Source organism: Pseudoxanthomonas sp. GW835-FHT14C01 (assembly GCF_058793715.1).
The window spans coordinates 199,399-217,668 of record NZ_JBXAGB010000005.1 but is presented as its reverse complement, the minus strand read 5'-3'; the positions used below and the strand labels follow the sequence as shown (position 1 = coordinate 217,668).

Here is an 18,270-nt window from a genome sequence, read left to right as displayed (position 1 = left end):
TTCTTCACGTCCAATCTCCTGGGGTTGGGGAATTGGACTCCAAACCGGCGTGCTACTCAAAAGCGGGGGGACGTCGGACGCTGCATATAAAGCGCTCGCATTTGCAGTGGAATTCCCACGATGAGCGCCAGGAAGAGCGTGCCCTGGACGCCCAGCAGCAGCGGATCCTTTAAGTCTGTCACCACCGGATCACCGACAGGAAGCCTGCGCAGGCTTTCACTCACCGTGGGGACCATCAACAAGAACACGGTGATGCTCAGTGACATGGTCTGGACGTATGTCCACAGTCGCTTCGCCGGCCGCCACAGCGCGATGCCGTATCCGACCAGCAGAAACACCAGGGTAATCGTCGCGACGATGGAGCTCACCGGCTGGTGCGCGATGGGATAGACCGTGAGCACGCCCAGCAGCATGAACCAGAAGTAGGCGCGGCCGAGACCGGTCTCAGGAGCGATCCGCCCGCGCCTGACCAGCATGTAGATCGCAAGCGGGATCGCTGGGAGGCTTCCCAGCGTGTGGAGCCAGCCGATTGGAGATATGCCCATGAGGAGTTCCTTGCTGAAGTTGGGTGAGTCTACCTATTAGTAGGTAGATAACGCAATGGAGTGGCATCGGATGGACGGGTTCATGCCGACCGATGGGTGGTTTGCACCGGGAGCGTCCGGTTTGCGGGCGGCGTCGTTGTCGGGGATAGCTGGCCCATGGCCGACTCATTTGCTGAGCCCGGCGCTCCCCTCGTGGTGGTTAGCGCCAGCCTCCGGCTGAGAACGGCGGCGATGGCCATCGCGCTGGCGATCATGAGGCAGGCGGCCGCGAAGCCGGATGCCACATCTTCGAGGCCTGCTCCATCCGGCGCGAGCGAAAAGAAGACACCGCCCACCAAGGCGACGGAGAGCGCAGCGCCCAGCTGCATCGCTGCGCTGACCATGCCGGCCGCGAGGCCCGCCCAGCGCGACTCCACAAGATCGACGTTTAGTCGCACCAGCGCCGGCAGCGCGATGCCCTGTCCGATCCCCACCACCAGCAGGGGGACCCAAAGCCACGAAGGCCGGTCGATCGCCGCCGCCCCAGCCGCCAAGACCAGGCCGAGGGCTTCCAGACTCATGCCGAAGGTCGCTGCGCTCGAACCCAGCCATCGCGACAGCCGGAGACCGCACGTCGGCCCCAGCAGCTGTCCAATACCGAGTGGAAGAATCGCCAGGCCCGCTGCGAGTGCACCGCGACCCAGCCCGGCTTGCTGGTAGACCGCAAACGTCAGGAAGAACGCCGCCAAGGCATACAGCAGGATGGCCGCCAGCAGACCAAGAGCCAAGCCACGAGTTGCCGAGATGACCGACGGCGGAACCAGCGTCGACGCACCCAAGCGTTCCCGATGGTTCTCGTAGCGCCAGAACAGGGCCAGGAGTGCTGGGCTCATCGCCAGCAAGCCCAGGCTCCACCCCGGCCACCCCTGTTCGCGACCTTCGATCAGCGGAACCACCAGCGCCAGCACGCCCATTGCCAGCAAGATCGCACCGCCGAAATCCATGCCGCCCGCTTCCTCACCGCGGGTTTCGCGCACCAGGATCAACGCGGCAGGAATGGCCAGGGCGATGACCGGAAGATTGATCAGGAAGACGCTGTGCCAGCCCATATTCCAGAGATCAGCGGATACAAGCAGTCCACCCAGAAGCTGTCCGCCGACGGAGGCCAATCCAAATGTCGCTCCGTAAAGACCGAGCGCACGACCCTTCTCGCTCGCTGGAAACAGCGCGTGGATGGACGCCAAGGACTGCGGTGCCATGACCGCGGCCGAGATGCCCTGCAGCAATCTGCCGAAGATGAGCACACTTGGCGACGTTGCGAATCCACATAGAGCCGACGCCAGCCCAAACCCGAACATGCCGGCCACGAAGGTACGCCGGCGTCCATAGAGATCGCCCAAGCGACCGCCCAGGATGAGGGTGACGGCGTAGGCCATCGCATAGACCGACACGACCAGCTGCGCGACGTCGGCCGATGCCTGCAGATCGGCGCGGATGCTCGGCAACGTGACGTTGACGATGAAAAAATCAAGCGGAGGCAGCAGCGTGCCGGACAGGAGCACGGCCAAGGCGGGCCAGCGGCGCGGGTCCGTTGTGTTCGGGTTCGGATAGATGCTCAAGAGGTTCATCCTCGGAACGCCGCGGATCAGCGCATGCCGCCCGAGCCGATGATGTGTTCGCCCGTGACCCAGCCCGCGTCGTCCGACGCAAGAAAGGAGACGATCGACGCGATGTCCGTCACCTGCCCGATCCGGCCGAGCGGCGTCTGCTGCTCGTTCCAGGCCTGGAACTCCGAGCCCATCACGCCGTTGGCGTGAGTACCGTCGGTCTCGATCAGGCCGGGGTTCACCGCGTTGACGCGGATTCCCCGTGGACCCAGTTCCCGCGAGAGAACGCCGGTGATGGCGTCGATAGCCCCTTTCGTTCCACTGTAGATCGCGCTTTGCGTGGGCAGAATCCGGGTGACGAAGGAACTGACGTTGATGATGCTGCCGCCTTCGCCCAAGAAGGGTACGGCGGCTGCCGTGACGAGCAGCGACCCGAGTACATTGAAGTCGAACTGCTGGCGATACAGATCCTCGGTGGTGTCCTCGATCTTTGCGAACTGATAGATGCCGGCGCTGTTGACCATGACATCTAGCCGACCGAAATGGTCGACGGCCGTCTGGATGAGCGCATCCACCTCCGTCTTGCTGCGGACATCGGCGCGCACCGCTACAGCGGTCCCGCCGGCGCCTTCAATCTCGCCAACTACCCTATCTGCCTCGTGCGCGCTCGATGCGTAGTTCACGATCACCTTGGCGCCATCGCTCGCTAGCCGACGGGCGATGCCGGCACCAATACCTTTAGATGCGCCCGTAACCAGAGCGACTTTCCCGTTCAACTTGCTCATGTCATTCAACTCCAGATGCGGTTGACCCGGTATGGGCCAACCTGCCAGGGATGGCGTGTACCCGCCCACCGAGATCTCCCGAAGTACGCCGGGGTCGCCTGCGGGTCGGACCGCAGATGTCAGACCATCAGTGCTGGGGTGGGCATGGTGAAGTCGACAGGATTGTTTGTGGACTGCCATTCCTGCATATTCCGCGTACATTTTTGAACGGGTAATCGCGGGATGGAATGGAGTGATATCCGGATATTCCTCGCGGTCGTCCGCGGCAAATCGCTCGGCGAGGCGGCGCGCAGCTTGGGCGTGAGCCATCCCACCATTGGACGACGGATCAAGGCACTCGAAGATGAGGCCGAGCAACCGCTTTTCCGCAGGACGAAGGACGGCTTGGTGCTCACCGATGCCGGAGACGCGGTGCTGTCGCTCGCCGAATCCATGGAAGCATCGGCGCTGTCCATGGAAAGGCGCCTGGCGGGCAACCATGAGCGGCTCGAAGGCCTCCTGCGGATATCCTCGGCGGACTGGTTCGCCGCCTATGTCCTGGCGCCCGTCTTTGTCGAACTGGGGCGCCTTCACCCCGCCGTCGTACCCGAGGTCATCGCGAGCTACCGCCTGCTCGACCTTTCCCGTCGCGAAGCCGATGTGGCCTTCCGCATCGTCCCGTTCAGTGAGCCGGACATCGTCCAGCGCCGACTGATGACCATGCCTTACGGGCTCTACGGATCGGCGTCGACGGTGCACGCGGTGACCAACGACCCCGGGTCTGTGAGCCTGATTCTCATGAACTCGGCCCAGGCCCACTTTCCGGATGTCACCTGGCTGCTCGACCGATTCCCGCACTCTCGACGTGCTTTCGCCAGCACCAGCCGAAGCGTCCAAGCCCAGATGTGCCGTCGAGGACTAGGCGTTGCGGTATTGCCAAGGCCCCTTGGTGACGGCGTGGACGGGCTTCATCGCATCGATCTGTTCGGCGACCCTCCGAGCAGGGACGTCTGGGTGGGTTACCACCAAGATCTGCGCCACATGGATCGGTTAAGAGCTCTGCTCGATATCGCCGAAACGACGCTCCCTTGATGTCTGCAATCGGCCAGAAGCGGACATCGGCGAACCTCCTTGTTGTAGCGACAGGAGACGCTCGCCCGCCTTAGGCAAGCAAGCAGCTGAATCAGGCTACTTCAGGACCGCCCCCTAAGCGGATGCCTAAGTCTCCAGAGCGCAGTAGTAGCGCGCAAGTATCCGTGCATTCGAGTCAATGGGAGCATCAGGATAACGATCTTCTTGTTAAATCACTTAATGCACGCGCAGGTCAACAACGATCAGGGCCAGCCTATCGTGTTCAATACCGAGCTATCAGGATTGAGGCTTGGCCCGGATCAAGAGCACTTCAGTCGCTACATCCCGGTACTCACCCTCGCCATCTCGCGCGGCGCCCCACACAGTCGGATGAGTCCGGGAGAAGAAGTATCGCGCGTCCTCCTGGCGGCTCGTTAGGCGTACCGCTAGCTGGAAGTCCGAAAGACGCGTCGTCGACCTCACACAACCCTTACCAAAGAATTCTCCGTCCTTCAGTGGCTCCACTACGGCGGCGCTGACCGCGCAAGATCCTTTCGGGGTCGGCGTTGTTAATATGGATAGAACAGCGCCGTCCTCGAACCTCACCACGTGGTGTTCCACGCCCTCCTTACCACGGAAGACGTAACTGTCCTTTGGATGTACCTTGGGATGATGTGCGATCTGCACACAGAAACTCTCAGAGCAATATACGTCCGTCGGAACGTCAGCCAACAGCGCTCCTGGGAAGAGAAGCGCACCAAGTATCACGAGCCTTGCCTTCATGGATGACCTCATCGCGAGAATTTCACTCAGAGCGCGTCTCGATTTCCTTATCTTTCTTGTGATCCTTGAGCTCGCGCTTTCGCGTGGACTCATTCTCCAGGATCATCTCGACATCTTCCATCCTCAAGTACACGCCATCTCGAGTAAACATGATATGGCGATTATTGTATCCAGGGCGGGGGGAGACGGGATTACGATTCTCCCGCGTTCCGCCGCGGTCAGTGTAGCCCTCAGGCGCCCCCGCCAGGTGCAGAAGATCGTGCAGTGCCGCACCAACCCAGTTCGCGAGGGCCGTATTGATCTGTGCCTTGTTCCCCCCGAACGCATTTGAAGCCTCACCTGTCCAGCCCATACTTCCAAAGTAGGGACCAAGTTCCAACGTATTTGTCCCCGGTCCGGGTGCGTCACGCGGCAGCACGACAACTTTGAGCGGCGCTCCGAACTCCGTCTGGATCTGCGAGGCGCGCTCTTGGATCAGTTGTATGTTCTTGTCGTTAGCGTCAGGCCCCGTGAAATAGACAGGAATGACCAGGACACGAACGTCCGTGAAGAAGAAAGCGTCCCGACCATCTGGATCTACATACTTGAACGGGTTGTTATTGGCGTAGGCGTACCGATTGAAGTTCAAGCCTGTATCGCTATTCACCGCGACAGGATCTGGCGACAGGAATCGTCCCACCATCGGATCGTAGTAACGCTGCTGCATATACGTGAACCCAGTAGAAGCGTCGTTCATGTGCCCCGTGAAGCCGATCTCATTGATCGGCGCCCGATTGACGAGCTGCCCGAAGGGTTCGTACTCGCTCGTACTAGCGATCGATCCCGTCGCGTCGCTCGAAGCCAATGACGTACCAGCGGCGTCTGCATGGCGGTAGCTGGTAATCGGGAGTGCCCCGGGGATTCCAACCGACATACTCCTCGATGCCACATTCACCCCACTTAGATAGAGATGCTCCGTGTAACCCCCGCCGGTTGATGAGCTATAGAGCAGCTGCCCGCTCTCACCGTAGAGGAAGTTTCGGAAGCGTGGATTCATGTAGCCACTGGCCGCCATGATCCGGCGACCATGCCCGTCATAGATGTAGCCAACTTCCTTGCCAGTCACCAACCGGAGCTTTCCGGCCGCGTCAAACTCGTTTACCACTCCGTTCTTGTTGATGATGTTGCCCGCCACATCGTAGCCATAGCCTACGACCGTCGGCCCCGCAGGTCCCTGCTTGATGCTCATCAGCCTGTTCGTAGGCGTGTCGTACACGTAGCTGTAAGTGCGTGCGCTGCCACCCCCACTGACGTTCATCTCGGTAACATTATCGAGCACGTCATAGCTGTAGTTGGCCGTACCGAACATCGGAGACGTCGTGTTCTTCAATCGTTCCAATCCATCGTACGTCATCTGCCTGGCTTGGCGAGCCGAGGTCGAATGATCGACGATGGACCCTATGTTTCCGCTTGGATCATAGGCGTACTCGATATCTAGGGGTTTAACGCCACCCAAAGAGTCCGTGATACGGAGAGGTAGCCCACGAAGGTTTGTGGTGGCGTTTCGTTGGATGCCGTTCCCATAAGTAAACTGCTTTGGTGACCCGTCGGGATGGTAGGAGACATTTGTTATGTATCCGAATCCAGTCGAGTCCCGAACTTCCTTGGCCTGTCCCAGCGCGTTCGGAAGGTAGCTGATACTCAGGCCGCTGGGATAGACCTGTGTTGAGAGCGCTCCGTGTCGGTCGTAGGCATAGCCTACAGACTGCGTTCCAAGGCTCTCTCCAACAAGAAGCCGGCGCTTGTTGTATGCGTAGGAGTTCACCGTCGGCGTCGTGCTTCCCAGGTAACTGTAGGTGAGTATCTGAGATGTCTTCCCGTCAGGCGTGTAGCTCCAGATCTGATCACCCACCCCGTCAGGATGCGTGATCGTGCTGAGCCGATTGCGGGCGTCATACGTTCTCGTAATTCGGCCAGACACGACTGCGTCGCTGAATGAGCAGTCTGTTGCCGACGTCGAACCTGCCGAACGAAATGTCCATAGCAGGTTTCCCGAAGCATCGTAGTCCTGTATCTGGGCACCAGACTCAGGATCGATTGTTTTGCAGAGTGACTGATAGTCGGGTCTATAAACGTACCGACGCGTGCTTGTGGTACTCCCGCCCGCGTTACGCCTCGTGAGCGCCGTTGGCTTGCCATACACGTCGCGCGATATGTCCGTGAAAGCTCCTTCCGGAGCGGCGATGGCTGTTGGCCACTCATATGTCGGCTCGTCGTACATCAAGTACGACGTCGTGGTCTGTGCCAGATTGGGCGCGGTAACGCGCCTACTAAGGTTCGGCAGGTACTCTGTGATGACTTGCGCCTGCCCAGTAGAGTTTGACGGCGTGCTCTCTATCGAATAAGACGTGACCGTGTTTCTGCCCAACGCGTCGTAGGTCGTCAGCGTGCCGGCCGTTAGTGCGCTCGTGGTCCCAGGGTAGGATGCGAACGTGACCTGACCTCGGTAGTTGTAGGCACGGCTGCGGAATCGCTGTGTCGCCGTGGTGACAGCGGCGCTCGTCGCGTCAAACTCGCGCGTCAGGACGGGCCGCCAAAGCCCGTCGTAGATGACCTCTCGTTTAGAGTTCCCCGTGGTAGTCGTTTGCTTCCAATGGCCGGCAGCAACGCCGTACTCCGCCACACTGACCGGCTGGAACGCGATCGTGGTGTTGTACCAGACCGCGCTGTCTCCCGTCGGATAAATGATCGCCGCCAAACGGCCTGCTGCATCGTATCCGTAGCCGGTCACCGATCCACTCTCGTCGGTAATCGCCGTGATGAGGCCGTTGTCGTCAACGAGTATCTGCTTGGTGGCGCCGGCAGGAGCATCAGGGGTCGCTGGGAAGCTGGTCAGCCTGGGGATGCCCCGGTACCAATCACCGTAGTTAGTCGTGTTTCCCTGACCATCGACGATGGACGCGAGCGTGCCCAGCTGCCTGCTGGCTACGGTGGCTGTTGAGTTGTACGCCCGTGTCTCTGTCAGACGACCAAAGCTGTACAGCTTCCAGGGTAAGGCCTTCCAGCCGAAGTCCACCCGCCTCACTTGGACGCCATTGATTGTCTGCGATGACTGCTGACCGAGCGCCCAGACGTTCGGATCATCGTGATAGCCCAACCCATCTGTGCGGGCATACCCTGAGGAGTTTGAGCGCTGTATCTGGGTCGGCCTGTCAAAGGAGTCGAATCCGGTGATCTCTGTAGTGAATGTCACGCCATCGAGCAACTTCGTCTGCTTGCGCAGAGGCCACCTGAACTCCTGGCCCAGCGCGTTAGAGTTGGTTCTGGGTACGGTTCCCACGCGGCTCTGCGCGGCACGATAAAGGAATGACTCCACCTGTCGGGCAGGACCGTTGCCGACGTACCCAGTGCTTGGCGTGTAGGACGTCGGGCCGGCGAATTTCTCGATTCGCATCACCTGGCCCTCCGTGGGGCTTCCCCACGCCCCGTCAACATAGACGTCGTCAAGTGTGCCGTCTGGATTAACGATCTGCATCCTAGGGGATATCAACGCCCCGGGCTCCAGGATCTTTCCGTCGTATGAGTACGACCACGTGTAATCGATCGCCGGGCCTGTCAGCTTCTTCTCTACAACACGGGGAGAGTCAACATTCCGAGGATCCATCTCTAGCAGCTGAACATTGCTGCTTGCCCACGGCACCGCCGGCGGCGCAATTGCATATTGGCCTTGGCGAATGGGCGTTCCGTTCTTGATCTTGAACGTCCCGGTGACACCCGATGGGCTCTTAATTGACCCAGAGATTCCCGTCGGCGTGGCCCAGCTGCAGCCCGGAGCGTCGCGGCTGTCATAGCAGCTATTGCTGAATGGACCGATACTGAAGGTCCAGCTACTTGCATCGGGCAATGTGAGCGTCTGCAGATCCCAGCGTGGCATGACGTTGGTGCCATTCTGGATCCCCCGGTACAGGTAGCTGTAAGTCCATGTACGCGCAAGCGTCGTGCCCGGCTGGGTCACGATCCTCTCGATGTGGTACGCCTCACCCAGCGAGTTGCCACGGTTTGCCGACCAGTAGACTTGCAGCGCACGGCCGTCACTGGATGTGATCGTCGAGAGGCGATTGTTCTGGTAGTTGTAGGTTACGTAGTTCCCGAATCTGTCCTCGATGCGGGTCACATACAGCGACGCCTTCCACTTCGCCGTTCTCATTAGGTTCGTCCACGCCGTCTCCGATTCGTAGGACTCGAACCTGTAGACCATCTTGTCAAACCAGTACTTCGTCCCTTCAGGCGATATCGCAAGAAATCCTTCACCCGGCACGCCGTCTTTAAGCGTTGAGAGGCATGTAATCGCCCAGTTGTCTCGGGTCACTATGTTGAACGAAGGAACGACCCCGTTGATCGCGACCTGCGGAAGATAGGTGTTCTCGCTGGCTCGCGTCATCAGTTCCTGACGAGATGCGCCGGGGACGTTGAGGTGTACGCCTTGCCACCAGTAGTTAGCCGTGAAGGATCCAATGTTGGCAGCGGGGCCAAAACTGGTGCAGCGCGCAGTCGGGTTTGCGCCCACGACCTTCCAATCGTTGGAGCCCATCGTGGTTGTGGTGGAGATGCTCGGAATCTCCAGATCCCAGTCTGCAAACTCGCGATTGTGCCGCCAGTTCCACGCAGACCTAGCACTGACTTGGAAGGATCGCGAGATAGCGATCTCCGGTCCATGGCCCTTGAGCACGATATCTACGTGTCGAAAGCTTAGATCACCCGTCTGATGGTTGATCGTGTCACCGATGACATCCTTGCCCGTCATGTTCTCGACGCTTGACGACAGCCGATTCAGAACATCCTGCTGCGGAGAGACATATAACTCTTGAGCGCGAGCCACTGTAGGCAGCAGCAAGACAATGGTCAGGAACATCCCAAAGGGTATGGTGCAATACTTGCGCATACTGCGATCCTCCGTGTTCGCTTGAGAGTGACTTCCATGCATACCGCGTTCGGATTTGTACTCCATCCACCCCAATAAGCAAGTAGTAAATTCATTTACGCTGGAGCAGTACGCAATGATCCGCCAGCCTACGTTATATGAATAGGCGAACTTGGGCTCGAGCCATTGCTGACAGTTCGACGGACGATGTGGCGTTGGACTTTTCTGTCACGCGCGTCACAACCTTCCTGCGCGCAACATAGAAGCGTCTATCGTGTCAGGCCGCAATAGTCATGCTCACGGCCATACATTGGACCGACATCGGGATGCGTACAGATGACTGCACGAGCCTTAGTTTGTCAGCAGCAGCACAGCGCGCTTGCGCTAATAGACTGTTATGGGGGCAATTTAATTACGCCGGTATGGCCTGCCGGCTGGCTGACGATGACTGCCATACTAACAAGCCGAAGCATAAACTCTACTCACGGATTCTCTAACGGTGTGCGGCGTCGCCTTACCCCTCAGTGCTACGACCATCACCGCTGCGTTGAACTCTTTTCCCCTCAGCTCATGCTTTCACTCTTTTGCATGTCCGCTTTGGGTCGGGAGCTGCCATCACCTACCCTCGACAAATCCCCCCAATCTCACGACCCAGTCGATGTCTGCTTCCGGCGCTGCTCTAGTCAAGATTTCCGTTGTCGACCGCCAGCTTCATCACGCGCCAGTGCGCATACTGCTCCTGTTTGCTGGGATCTGGATCTTCGTATCCCTGCAGCCAGAAGCGGAACCAATCGAAGTTGCGTTGATATACCGCCAGATTGTGTCGCGGCTGATACTTCTGATGCGGCTCATCGGGAAACACATAAACATCGGCTAGCTGCTTGTGCAGCAGGGGCACCAGATAGTCCAGGGCGTATCGATATTCCTGCTCCGACATTTGCATCAGCGAGGGCGCCTGGATCCTCTCAAGATGGTAGGTCGGCGAGAGCGTGCGCCAACGTTCTGACGTCTCTTCGGATGTGCCGATTTGCCAGAATCGCTGCCGGCGCGCAATCTCGCTTTCTCCGCGCAGACTCATCATCAGGCTGCCGTTGGGCGTGAGCACGGGCGAGCTCTGGGATGTCGCGCGCAGCAGATCCGAGCGCGTGGCCACCCACATGGTGACTTCTGCGCCCATGCTCAGGCCGCCCATTCCCACCCGGGCAGGATCGACATCACCTTGTGCCGCAAGCTGTTCCACCGCGCTTTCCACGGCATTCAAGCCCCGTTGATATCGCACGACTGCATCGTTTTCGTACGGCGCGGCGTTGATGCACAGCACGGCGATACCATGTCTGGCGAACGTAGCGAGGGGCCACTCGTCGCCCACGCTACCGCGCAGAAAGCCGCTGCATCGGTAGTAGACGACAAACAGTGGCGGCGGCCTGCCATCGACGGTGCCAGCCGGGTAGAACTGGCCGGTATAGCGAGATCCTTCTGTGTCACTCCAGCCGAAGAAGCGGAGATCGACAGTCGTATCCATGTCCTGCGCCAGCAACTCGTTCGGCGCAAACCGTACCGTCCTTGTTCCGGAGTCGAGATCGATGCGCTCCAGCCTTGGCGGTGCTCCCGCCTCCGAGGCGACGCAAACCAAGGCGGCAGCAGACACTGCGCAAGGTTCTGGCGCCCAACGTCCACCGCCTGCGAGTTGACCATGTGAACGCACAACCGGCGTCACGTCGCCGCTGACAGTGTTCCAGCGGAAAATCGACTGCTGAAGTTCTCCATCGCGTTCGGCGACGGTGAATACAAGTTCATCGCTGTCAGGCCGCCAGGCGATGCTGGTGATGGGTACGCCTTCGCAGGCTCCAGCCGTACATTCGATCAGACGCCGAGACTTGGGATCTGGCAGCACCACAATCGTGGCCACGGCCCGTTGCGGGCTACCTTCTTTTTCCGGCTGCATGCGCAGCATGGCGATCTTTCCGCCACCGGAAGTTTCCGCAACCTGCACGACCTGGCCGGGCACCTTGGGAAGATCCGGGATCGTCGCCAGCCCCGAGCGCCGCGGGTCCGAAGCGACCTCGCGGGCTTTTCCAGTCCGCAGGTCCAAAGCCTTCCATCGATCCGGAGTGTCAGACAGCAGCGGCACTGAGTGCCCTAGTTCGGGTTTGAAACGCTGCGTCGCCGGGCGACCGTCGTGGTAGCCAGCCCGGAACAAGTTATCGCCGAGCAAGACAGACGGCTCGATGCGGATCCCGTCGTGGTACTCGGCGAGCTCCGCTTCCACGACAGCCCGGTGCGTGGCCCCGAGACTATAAAGTACGGTGGCTCCATCGTCCGAGATCAAAAACGTCTTTACGTTTGCGGTCTCGAAGGTGATCTGCTCAGTGCGCGACCCGTCCACGGCAGCTCGCCAGAGATCGATCCTTCCGTCATTGACCGCTCTGAAGAAGGTCCACTTGGAGTCTGGCGACCACTGGACCTTCTCCGGTCTTGTCGAGCCGCCGCCGTCGGGAAGCACGTCACCGCCCTCTCCGAGACGCCGCGGCGGTGACGCGCCATCAATGGGCTGCACGTACCACACCGTGCGATAGGTGTTTCGCTCGATGGAGGCCTGCTCGGTCCTGAACACGACCAGCGTCCCATCCGGCGAGATCGAAACATTGTTGATGTCGACCACTTCGACGAGCTGGCGAATGGTCGCTGCACGTGCGTCCGGGAGTTGCAGCAGAAAGCCCAACAGCCCTGCGCACGCCAGCGCCCCCACCACTCCCTTCGCAGCTTGTATCGACATGACACTCTCCTGATGGCTCGATCTTCGTGCACGGTGAACACGTGGCACACTGGACGGAACGTCCCTGGCACGATGCGCAGTCCATTGATGCGCGTCGGCTGGGAAACCGTTCTGGTTCGGCATGACATCCAGCAGGAGTCAACCTGGCTGCAAGTGCCGCCGAAAGAATCGCTCGCTGCGTGCCCACAAGTCCCGCAGGTTTCCCGGGCTGTTGATCACGTGCCCCTCGCCCCAGTAGTAGGCGAGTTCGACAGGAACGTCCTTGCCGCGGAGCACCGAGTAGACCTGTTCCATCGATCGCGGTCCGGCGTCGTACTCGCCCACGAGCAGCAGCATGGGCGTCACTGCGTGTTCCATGCGAAACACTGCGCTGTTGCGCACGAAGCCATCCGCGTTTCGCCACAGGCTGCCGCCTACGCGATAGTGCTGATCGCCAGCCTCGTAATAGAAGCGCTTCGCCTGGATCAGATCGCCGGCGCAGTCAAGCGACTGGATCGCCAAGTGCGCCGAGTACGACGATCCCGCAAGATCCGGGAACGTGGAGGCAGCCGCGATCGCCTTGAAGCGGTCCGTTGTCGCCTCGAGCGCCAGTGCCGCATAGCCGGCATCCGAATGGCCCCAGAAGCCGTATTGCCCGGGCATCACTTCAGGTTGGCGATCAAGGATGTCCAGCCAAGGGACAAGCGATGCGGACACGTACTCGAGGGGATCGGCATTGTCCGGGCGTTGCCTCATCGGCAGCGGCGCCTCGAATACGGCAAACCCCTGCGCAAGCAGGTGCTGGAATGGATAGACGACCGCCGTGCCGTCATTGATGCGCGTCATCCAGCCATCCAACCTTGGCGTGGAGTTCGGATAGGCCCACATGATCACCGGCGACCGACCGCCGACAGGTTCGTTGGTCGGTGTCAGCAGGATGCCGGAAAGCCGGGTTCCATCCGCGGCGGTCCTTTCGATCTCACGCGCCCGCGGGCGACGCACTGCAGCCAGGTGTCGGTTCAACACGAATGGAGCAGCCATTGCCGGCTGGCCGGCCACCGACACGAGCACACGGCTGCCGTCGTCCGCGTCCTGCTTGCAGATCACGTGACCATCGGCTGCGACGCACAGCAGGCTCGCCCGCTCCGGCATATCGCTGCGCTGCGTTCGATGCTGGCTTCCCGGCGCCAACTGGAAGGCGTCCAGGCCGTTGTTCTTGCGCAATGCGACGATCAGGTGGCCGCCTTCCGACAATGCGGTCGGTGACGCAACGGCGATGCACTGATCACTCAACAGGCGCTCTTGTTCACCCAAGACCAGATGCAGGCTGTTCCCGTTCCACTTGACCACCACGCCGGATCCAAGCGCCCAGGCACGTGCGCTGATCTGCCCTACGCTTCCTGTGAGTGGCGCTTCGATTGGCCGTCGCTGTCGGATGACCTGATCGACGCCCCGGGAGTCGTTCGCAACGACCAAGGCTGCGATGAACTCGGCATCGGCGGCTGAAGCGGCAAGCCAGCTGCGCGTCTCCCGCGTCTCCACGTCGAGTTCCCAGCACGCGTCATCACCGGTAGCAGCCGCGGGCGAATAGCTGAGCCGGGAGGGCACCGCGACGCGTCGCCCGTCTTCCGACCAGAGCGGGAGACGACTGGGCGCAGCGTTACCCACGGCCGCGAACCCGGGCACGTCGAACCCGGTCCCGTCGTCCAACCGCACACAGGCAAGCGAACACGACACCATGGGATCGTCGTAGATGCCGGTGAATCGCAGCGGAGCATTCTGCGCGGCTTCGGCACCGATCGAAACGCGCGTATCCGCCTGCAGGATGGCGGCCCATCGACCGTCGCCCGACACCGAAACGCCACGCAGGTCACCGCTATAGAGCTGCGACATCTCCCCCGTGGCGGTCTCGAGTGCGATTAGTTGCCGGCCTGCAAAACAGGTCGGCGACTGGGGCTCCCAGGTGCGAACCGAAACCTCACCGCGGAATGCCTTACCTCGCAGGGATCCATGGGTTTCCGACCACGACAGCCCCGCAAGTTCGAACTGGGTCTGCTGTTCGCCCGCGGCCAGGAAGAGGATGCGGCGGTTGCCTGCCCACACGAACTGCAAGGGTGTCTGGGGCGCACCCAACGGTGTCTGTTGCTCCCGGTCCTGCGTCCTGAGCCTGCCGTAGATGTCTACGTTGACGCCCTCGTGCAGCGCGGCCTCGCCACCGGCCACGTCCCAGATCGCCAGCACAACGCGCCCATCGTCGCCCGTGGTCAGTGCCGCCAATTGCGTTCCGTCGGGAGAGAAAGCAGGCGCCCACACCCAACGGGCATCGAGGTCGAGTTTACGGAAAGAAGATAGGTTGCGATCGCTCAGCCAGAGTTCGCCGCGCTTGGCGATTTCCAGGCGCGCGTTGCCGAAGTGGGGGCCACCCGCCGACAACGGCCGGATCGTCACGAGCGCGACATCGCCTCGGCTCGACACCTGTGCAGCATTGATCTCCGCCCGCGCCAGCGCGTCTTCCCACGTGTAAGGTCGGCGGCCGTCGCCCGCCCCTGCCGCAATATCCGTCGACGGCCGCGAGCCGTCGTCCTGCACCTCCTGACCCATCACTTTCCACGACAAGCCGACCGTCGCGCATGACGCAAGGCCGAGCAGGACGCTACGCCGGGTGCGGAAACCATGCAGGAGCGGTTCTTTCGACATCAAAATTTCCTCACGCAGCAGCCGGGCGACGTGGCACGGACAGCGACACTCGCCGTCCACCGGATCGCGGAGCCAAAGGACACAAGGTCTCGCCGGTCGCGCTTACCAGCGCTTCGACACCGACACGCTGATGAACCGGCCAATGGCCGAATAGTTCGTCGAGTCGAAAGGCGCGTTGGTGGGTGTCGTCACCAGGTATAGCGGTGGCGGACGATCGAACAGGTTCTGCGCGGAGAACTCGAACGCCAGATCGGCAAAGACTCCGTCGCCCGCGCCGGTCTCGTAACGCAGCGTGGTGTCGAAGGTGGTAAACGATGCACCTTTGTCGCCGTCGATGGGACTGGTGACGCCACTTCTATAGTTTCCGAACAGCGACGCTGTAAAGCCACCCAGGTTCCAGACCGCACCTGCCCGGCCATTGGTCTCGGCCGGGTAGAACAACAGGCCGGAACCCGCCAGGAAGTCAGAGTTAGCGCTCAGCGCCTGCTCGATGTCCAGCCAGCTGAGCGAGCCACGCAGCGTCAGGCGGCCCGCTGCAAGGTCGAACCGGTAGGCGCCCGACAAATCGATGCCCTCGACCCGCTGCTGCGTCGCATTGACGAAGCGGTTGTCGATGATCGCGACCATCGCGGCGGGATCGGAGGGAGCGCCGGTGTAGTTGGCGAACTGGGTCTGCGCGATCAGGTCCGCCTGCTCCGCTGCCGTTGGGAAATAGCGGATGAAGTCTGCATAGGTGGACGTACGCAACAACTCGCTGACCGTCGTCATCGGCTGGATGATGCGATCGGTGTAATCGATCTTGAATGCCGTCAGTTCCGCTTCTAGGCCAGGAATCGCTTCGGGATGGAACGCGATCGATGCACTCCATGTCCTTGCCCGCTCGGGACCGAGTTCGCGGCTGCCACCATTGACGTACAGCGCAGTCGCGCCTGGTCCGAAGCTGCCGCCCCCGAAGGTGGTCGCGGGATAGAGATAGGTGAACTGCCCCATGTAGCCCTGGTAGAGGGTGGGCGCCTTGAACGACTTGCCCCAGGATGCCTTCATCGTCCAGTCGGCATTCGGGGAATAGATCATGCCGACCTTCGGTGTCGTGACGCGGCCATAGCTGTCGTAGTCCTCGGTCCTCACGGCGCCGGTCAGGCCGAGTCGATGAACTCCGGAGATGCCCTGCGCCGGGCTTACCAGCGGCAGGTCGAGCTCGACATATGCGAAGCGACTGCCCTCATCGCCGTCCGCACTCGGGCGATTGTTGAACTGATACAGGAAGTCGTTGTGGCGGTAGCCCGCGCCAAGCGCCAGTCTGGCATCGCCTGCGGCCATCGACCAAAGCGGACCTTCCGCGCCCAGCTCGTACATCCTGCTCTCGTTGGCGTAGTCGTAGCTGATGAGGGTTGTCGCTCCCGTGGCATTCACCACCTGGTTCGTGATCCTGAGGGTTTCATCCTTGCCGAGCGCCGCGCTGGCATTGAGGGACCAGTCGCCGGGCAGCGCGAGCACGATCCCGGGCGAGACCAGTGAGGTCGTCGTTTCGGTAGGCAGTCGGAAGTGGAACGCGGCGTAGCCGACTTTCGTCTCCATTTCGCGCTCGGTCCTGAGCGCATCAAGATGCAGTTCGACAGTGTCGCCCAGCGATTGGTGCATGCTGAGCAGGCCGCTGCGCACATCTGCCTGCTGGTACAAGGTAGACGGCACGAACATCGTTCGCGTGTAGTCGCGCTGGTCCGAACGGATCGGGTCATTGCTGGCCTTCTTCACGGTCGCGATCAGGCCGCCACTTTCCCAGGTCGTGCCGGCGGTCGCGGTGTACTCCCGCGTCGTCAGACCGCCGTCCGTCGCCTGCCCGTAGCGCGCACCGACCGCGACGCCATCGAAATCCCGCTTGAGTCGCACGTTGACCACGCCACCCACCGCATCCGAACCGTAGATGGCGGACGCGCCGTCGGTCACGACTTCGATCCGGTCCACGGCCTCGACCGGGATCGCACTGATGTCGACGGACTGTGCGTAGCCGCCATAAGACATGCGCCTGCCGTTGAGCAGGGTCAGGGTTGCGTCCTGCCCGATGCCACGCAGGTTTACCGATGTACCCCCGGTGGTATTGACGTTGAAGAAGCCACCGCCTTCCGCGCCAGCACTGATCCCGGGATTCTGGCCACCGCTGAAGTTCTGCGACATGCTGCGGACCACGTCGCCGAGATCGGTGAATCCCTCCTCGCGGATCCGCTCCGAACCGATCGTGATGATCGGCGACGGCGTCGCGCCGCCACGGATGCGCGTACCGGTGACGGTGACCTTCTGCAGATCCTGCGCCTCGCTGCGAGTGGCAGCCGGGGGTGCTGAAGCACGCGAGTTGATGGAAATCGTGTCGTCATCGATCGCTTGCCAGGCGAGTCCCGTGCCCTGGAGCATCGCAGACATGGCTTCCTGCGTCGTGTAGCTGCCCGCCAGCGGTTGAACCGTCACGCCCGTGACTGCCTCGGGCGAGAACACGAGCGTGATGTCGGCCTGCTCCGCGAAGGTATTGAGCGCCGACACCGCCGACTGCACAGGAACCTCGAAGGTCTTGCGTTCGTGCTTCACCTGCGCGTATGCGCTGCCTGCAAAGCCACTCGACGCCAGGGCAAAGACCAAGGCGCTGCACAGCACGGTGCACTTGAGATTGTTGATCGCAGGATGGCGGCTCATGCTTGCATTCTCTCCCCGAGAAGGTATTGGCGTTTGGACACTGCTGACTATGGAGACGGGCGGATAGAAAATTTCCGCTACTGCTTGGTCGAGCGAGTCGACTGAGGATGCGATCGAGGATCGATCGCGTGCGCGGCACACTCAGCCGCGCGACACACCATGTAGGTGCCATCGTTCGATTTCGTAAATGACAACTGCGTGCCGAGCAACAGGCGTGCAAGCCCTTCGTCGACTGTGAATTGCCCAAATATTGCTTGGCTACGGGCGCCGTGTACCGCGTCGTAGGAAAATATCAACGTCACGTCGGCCTGCCGTGCGAACTCATTCAGCGCGGCACCCATTGGCTGGGCATTGATATCAAACTGCGTCCATGCCTCATCCGCCTGGGCGCAGGCGCTCAGTAACAGCCATGCCGCCAGAAGCCCTGCCCCGGCTGCCCTGAAGATCTTCCCCATAGATCGATGACGCCGATTGCGACGCGATA

The 18,270-nt window shown here is 61.1% G+C and carries 10 protein-coding genes; 1 reads left to right on the top strand and 9 read right to left on the bottom strand.

What is annotated here, in order from left to right; all coding sequences use genetic code 11:
* Positions 1 to 56: 56 nt before the first annotated feature.
* The 3 genes from AC1Q5B_RS20320 to AC1Q5B_RS20310 all read right to left on the bottom strand — a co-directional run bounded on the left by AC1Q5B_RS20320 (position 57) and on the right by AC1Q5B_RS20310 (position 2,916).
* Positions 57 to 545 (bottom strand): hypothetical protein, encoded by a 489-nt coding sequence (locus AC1Q5B_RS20320; RefSeq protein ID WP_492633252.1) that lies wholly within the window; start codon positions 543 to 545, stop codon positions 57 to 59.
* A gap of 80 nt (positions 546 to 625) precedes the next feature.
* Positions 626 to 2,143 carry an MFS transporter gene (locus tag AC1Q5B_RS20315; RefSeq protein ID WP_492633251.1) on the bottom strand — a complete coding sequence of 506 codons (1,518 nt, stop codon included), beginning with the start codon at positions 2,141 to 2,143 and terminating at the stop codon, positions 626 to 628.
* A 26-nt stretch (positions 2,144 to 2,169) separates the two neighbouring features.
* Positions 2,170 to 2,916 (bottom strand): glucose 1-dehydrogenase, encoded by a 747-nt coding sequence (locus AC1Q5B_RS20310; protein ID WP_492633250.1) that lies wholly within the window; start codon positions 2,914 to 2,916, stop codon positions 2,170 to 2,172.
* Positions 2,917 to 3,138: 222 nt separating this feature from the next.
* Here AC1Q5B_RS20310 and AC1Q5B_RS20305 point away from each other — a divergent pair, with 222 nt between their 5' ends.
* Positions 3,139 to 3,987: a LysR family transcriptional regulator gene (locus AC1Q5B_RS20305; protein ID WP_492633249.1), complete on the top strand. Its 849-nt coding sequence runs from the start codon at positions 3,139 to 3,141 to the stop codon at positions 3,985 to 3,987.
* Positions 3,988 to 4,263: 276 nt separating this feature from the next.
* Here the strand turns inward: AC1Q5B_RS20305 and AC1Q5B_RS20300 are convergent, their stop codons facing one another.
* From AC1Q5B_RS20300 to AC1Q5B_RS20275, 6 genes are all read right to left on the bottom strand, one after another.
* Entirely contained in the window at positions 4,264 to 4,749 is a 486-nt protein-coding gene (locus AC1Q5B_RS20300) for a hypothetical protein (RefSeq protein ID WP_492633248.1), read from the bottom strand.
* Between the two features lie 22 nt (positions 4,750 to 4,771).
* On the bottom strand, positions 4,772 to 9,640 hold the full coding sequence (locus AC1Q5B_RS20295) for an RHS repeat domain-containing protein (RefSeq protein ID WP_492633247.1): 4,869 nt from the start codon (positions 9,638 to 9,640) through the stop codon (positions 4,772 to 4,774).
* Between the two features lie 688 nt (positions 9,641 to 10,328).
* The gene (locus tag AC1Q5B_RS20290) at positions 10,329 to 12,425 is read right to left on the bottom strand and encodes an Atxe2 family lasso peptide isopeptidase (protein ID WP_492633246.1); all 2,097 of its coding nucleotides are present in this window, start codon (positions 12,423 to 12,425) and stop codon (positions 10,329 to 10,331) included.
* Between the two features lie 138 nt (positions 12,426 to 12,563).
* A complete protein-coding gene (locus AC1Q5B_RS20285; RefSeq protein ID WP_492633245.1) occupies positions 12,564 to 15,101 on the bottom strand; it encodes a S9 family peptidase in 2,538 nt (845 codons plus the stop codon).
* Between the two features lie 102 nt (positions 15,102 to 15,203).
* The gene (locus tag AC1Q5B_RS20280) at positions 15,204 to 17,786 is read right to left on the bottom strand and encodes a TonB-dependent receptor domain-containing protein (RefSeq protein ID WP_492633244.1); all 2,583 of its coding nucleotides are present in this window, start codon (positions 17,784 to 17,786) and stop codon (positions 15,204 to 15,206) included.
* A 77-nt stretch (positions 17,787 to 17,863) separates the two neighbouring features.
* Positions 17,864 to 18,241 carry an STN domain-containing protein gene (locus tag AC1Q5B_RS20275; protein WP_492633243.1) on the bottom strand — a complete coding sequence of 126 codons (378 nt, stop codon included), beginning with the start codon at positions 18,239 to 18,241 and terminating at the stop codon, positions 17,864 to 17,866.
* Positions 18,242 to 18,270 lie beyond the last annotated feature (29 nt).

Bases quoted from the DNA above. Each gene is read 5' to 3' on its own strand.
- AC1Q5B_RS20320 (WP_492633252.1), bottom strand. From the start codon at position 545: ATGGGCATATCTCCAATCGGCTGGCTCCACACGCTGGGAAGCCTCCCA.
- AC1Q5B_RS20310 (WP_492633250.1), bottom strand. From the start codon at position 2,916: ATGAGCAAGTTGAACGGGAAAGTCGCTCTGGTTACGGGCGCATCTAAA.
- AC1Q5B_RS20305 (WP_492633249.1), top strand. From the start codon at position 3,139: ATGGAATGGAGTGATATCCGGATATTCCTCGCGGTCGTCCGCGGCAAA.
- AC1Q5B_RS20300 (WP_492633248.1), bottom strand. From the start codon at position 4,749: ATGAAGGCAAGGCTCGTGATACTTGGTGCGCTTCTCTTCCCAGGAGCG.
- AC1Q5B_RS20295 (WP_492633247.1), bottom strand. From the start codon at position 9,640: ATGTTCCTGACCATTGTCTTGCTGCTGCCTACAGTGGCTCGCGCTCAA.
- AC1Q5B_RS20290 (WP_492633246.1), bottom strand. From the start codon at position 12,425: ATGTCGATACAAGCTGCGAAGGGAGTGGTGGGGGCGCTGGCGTGCGCA.
- AC1Q5B_RS20285 (WP_492633245.1), bottom strand. From the start codon at position 15,101: ATGTCGAAAGAACCGCTCCTGCATGGTTTCCGCACCCGGCGTAGCGTC.
- AC1Q5B_RS20280 (WP_492633244.1), bottom strand. From the start codon at position 17,786: ATGAGCCGCCATCCTGCGATCAACAATCTCAAGTGCACCGTGCTGTGC.
- AC1Q5B_RS20275 (WP_492633243.1), bottom strand. From the start codon at position 18,241: ATGGGGAAGATCTTCAGGGCAGCCGGGGCAGGGCTTCTGGCGGCATGG.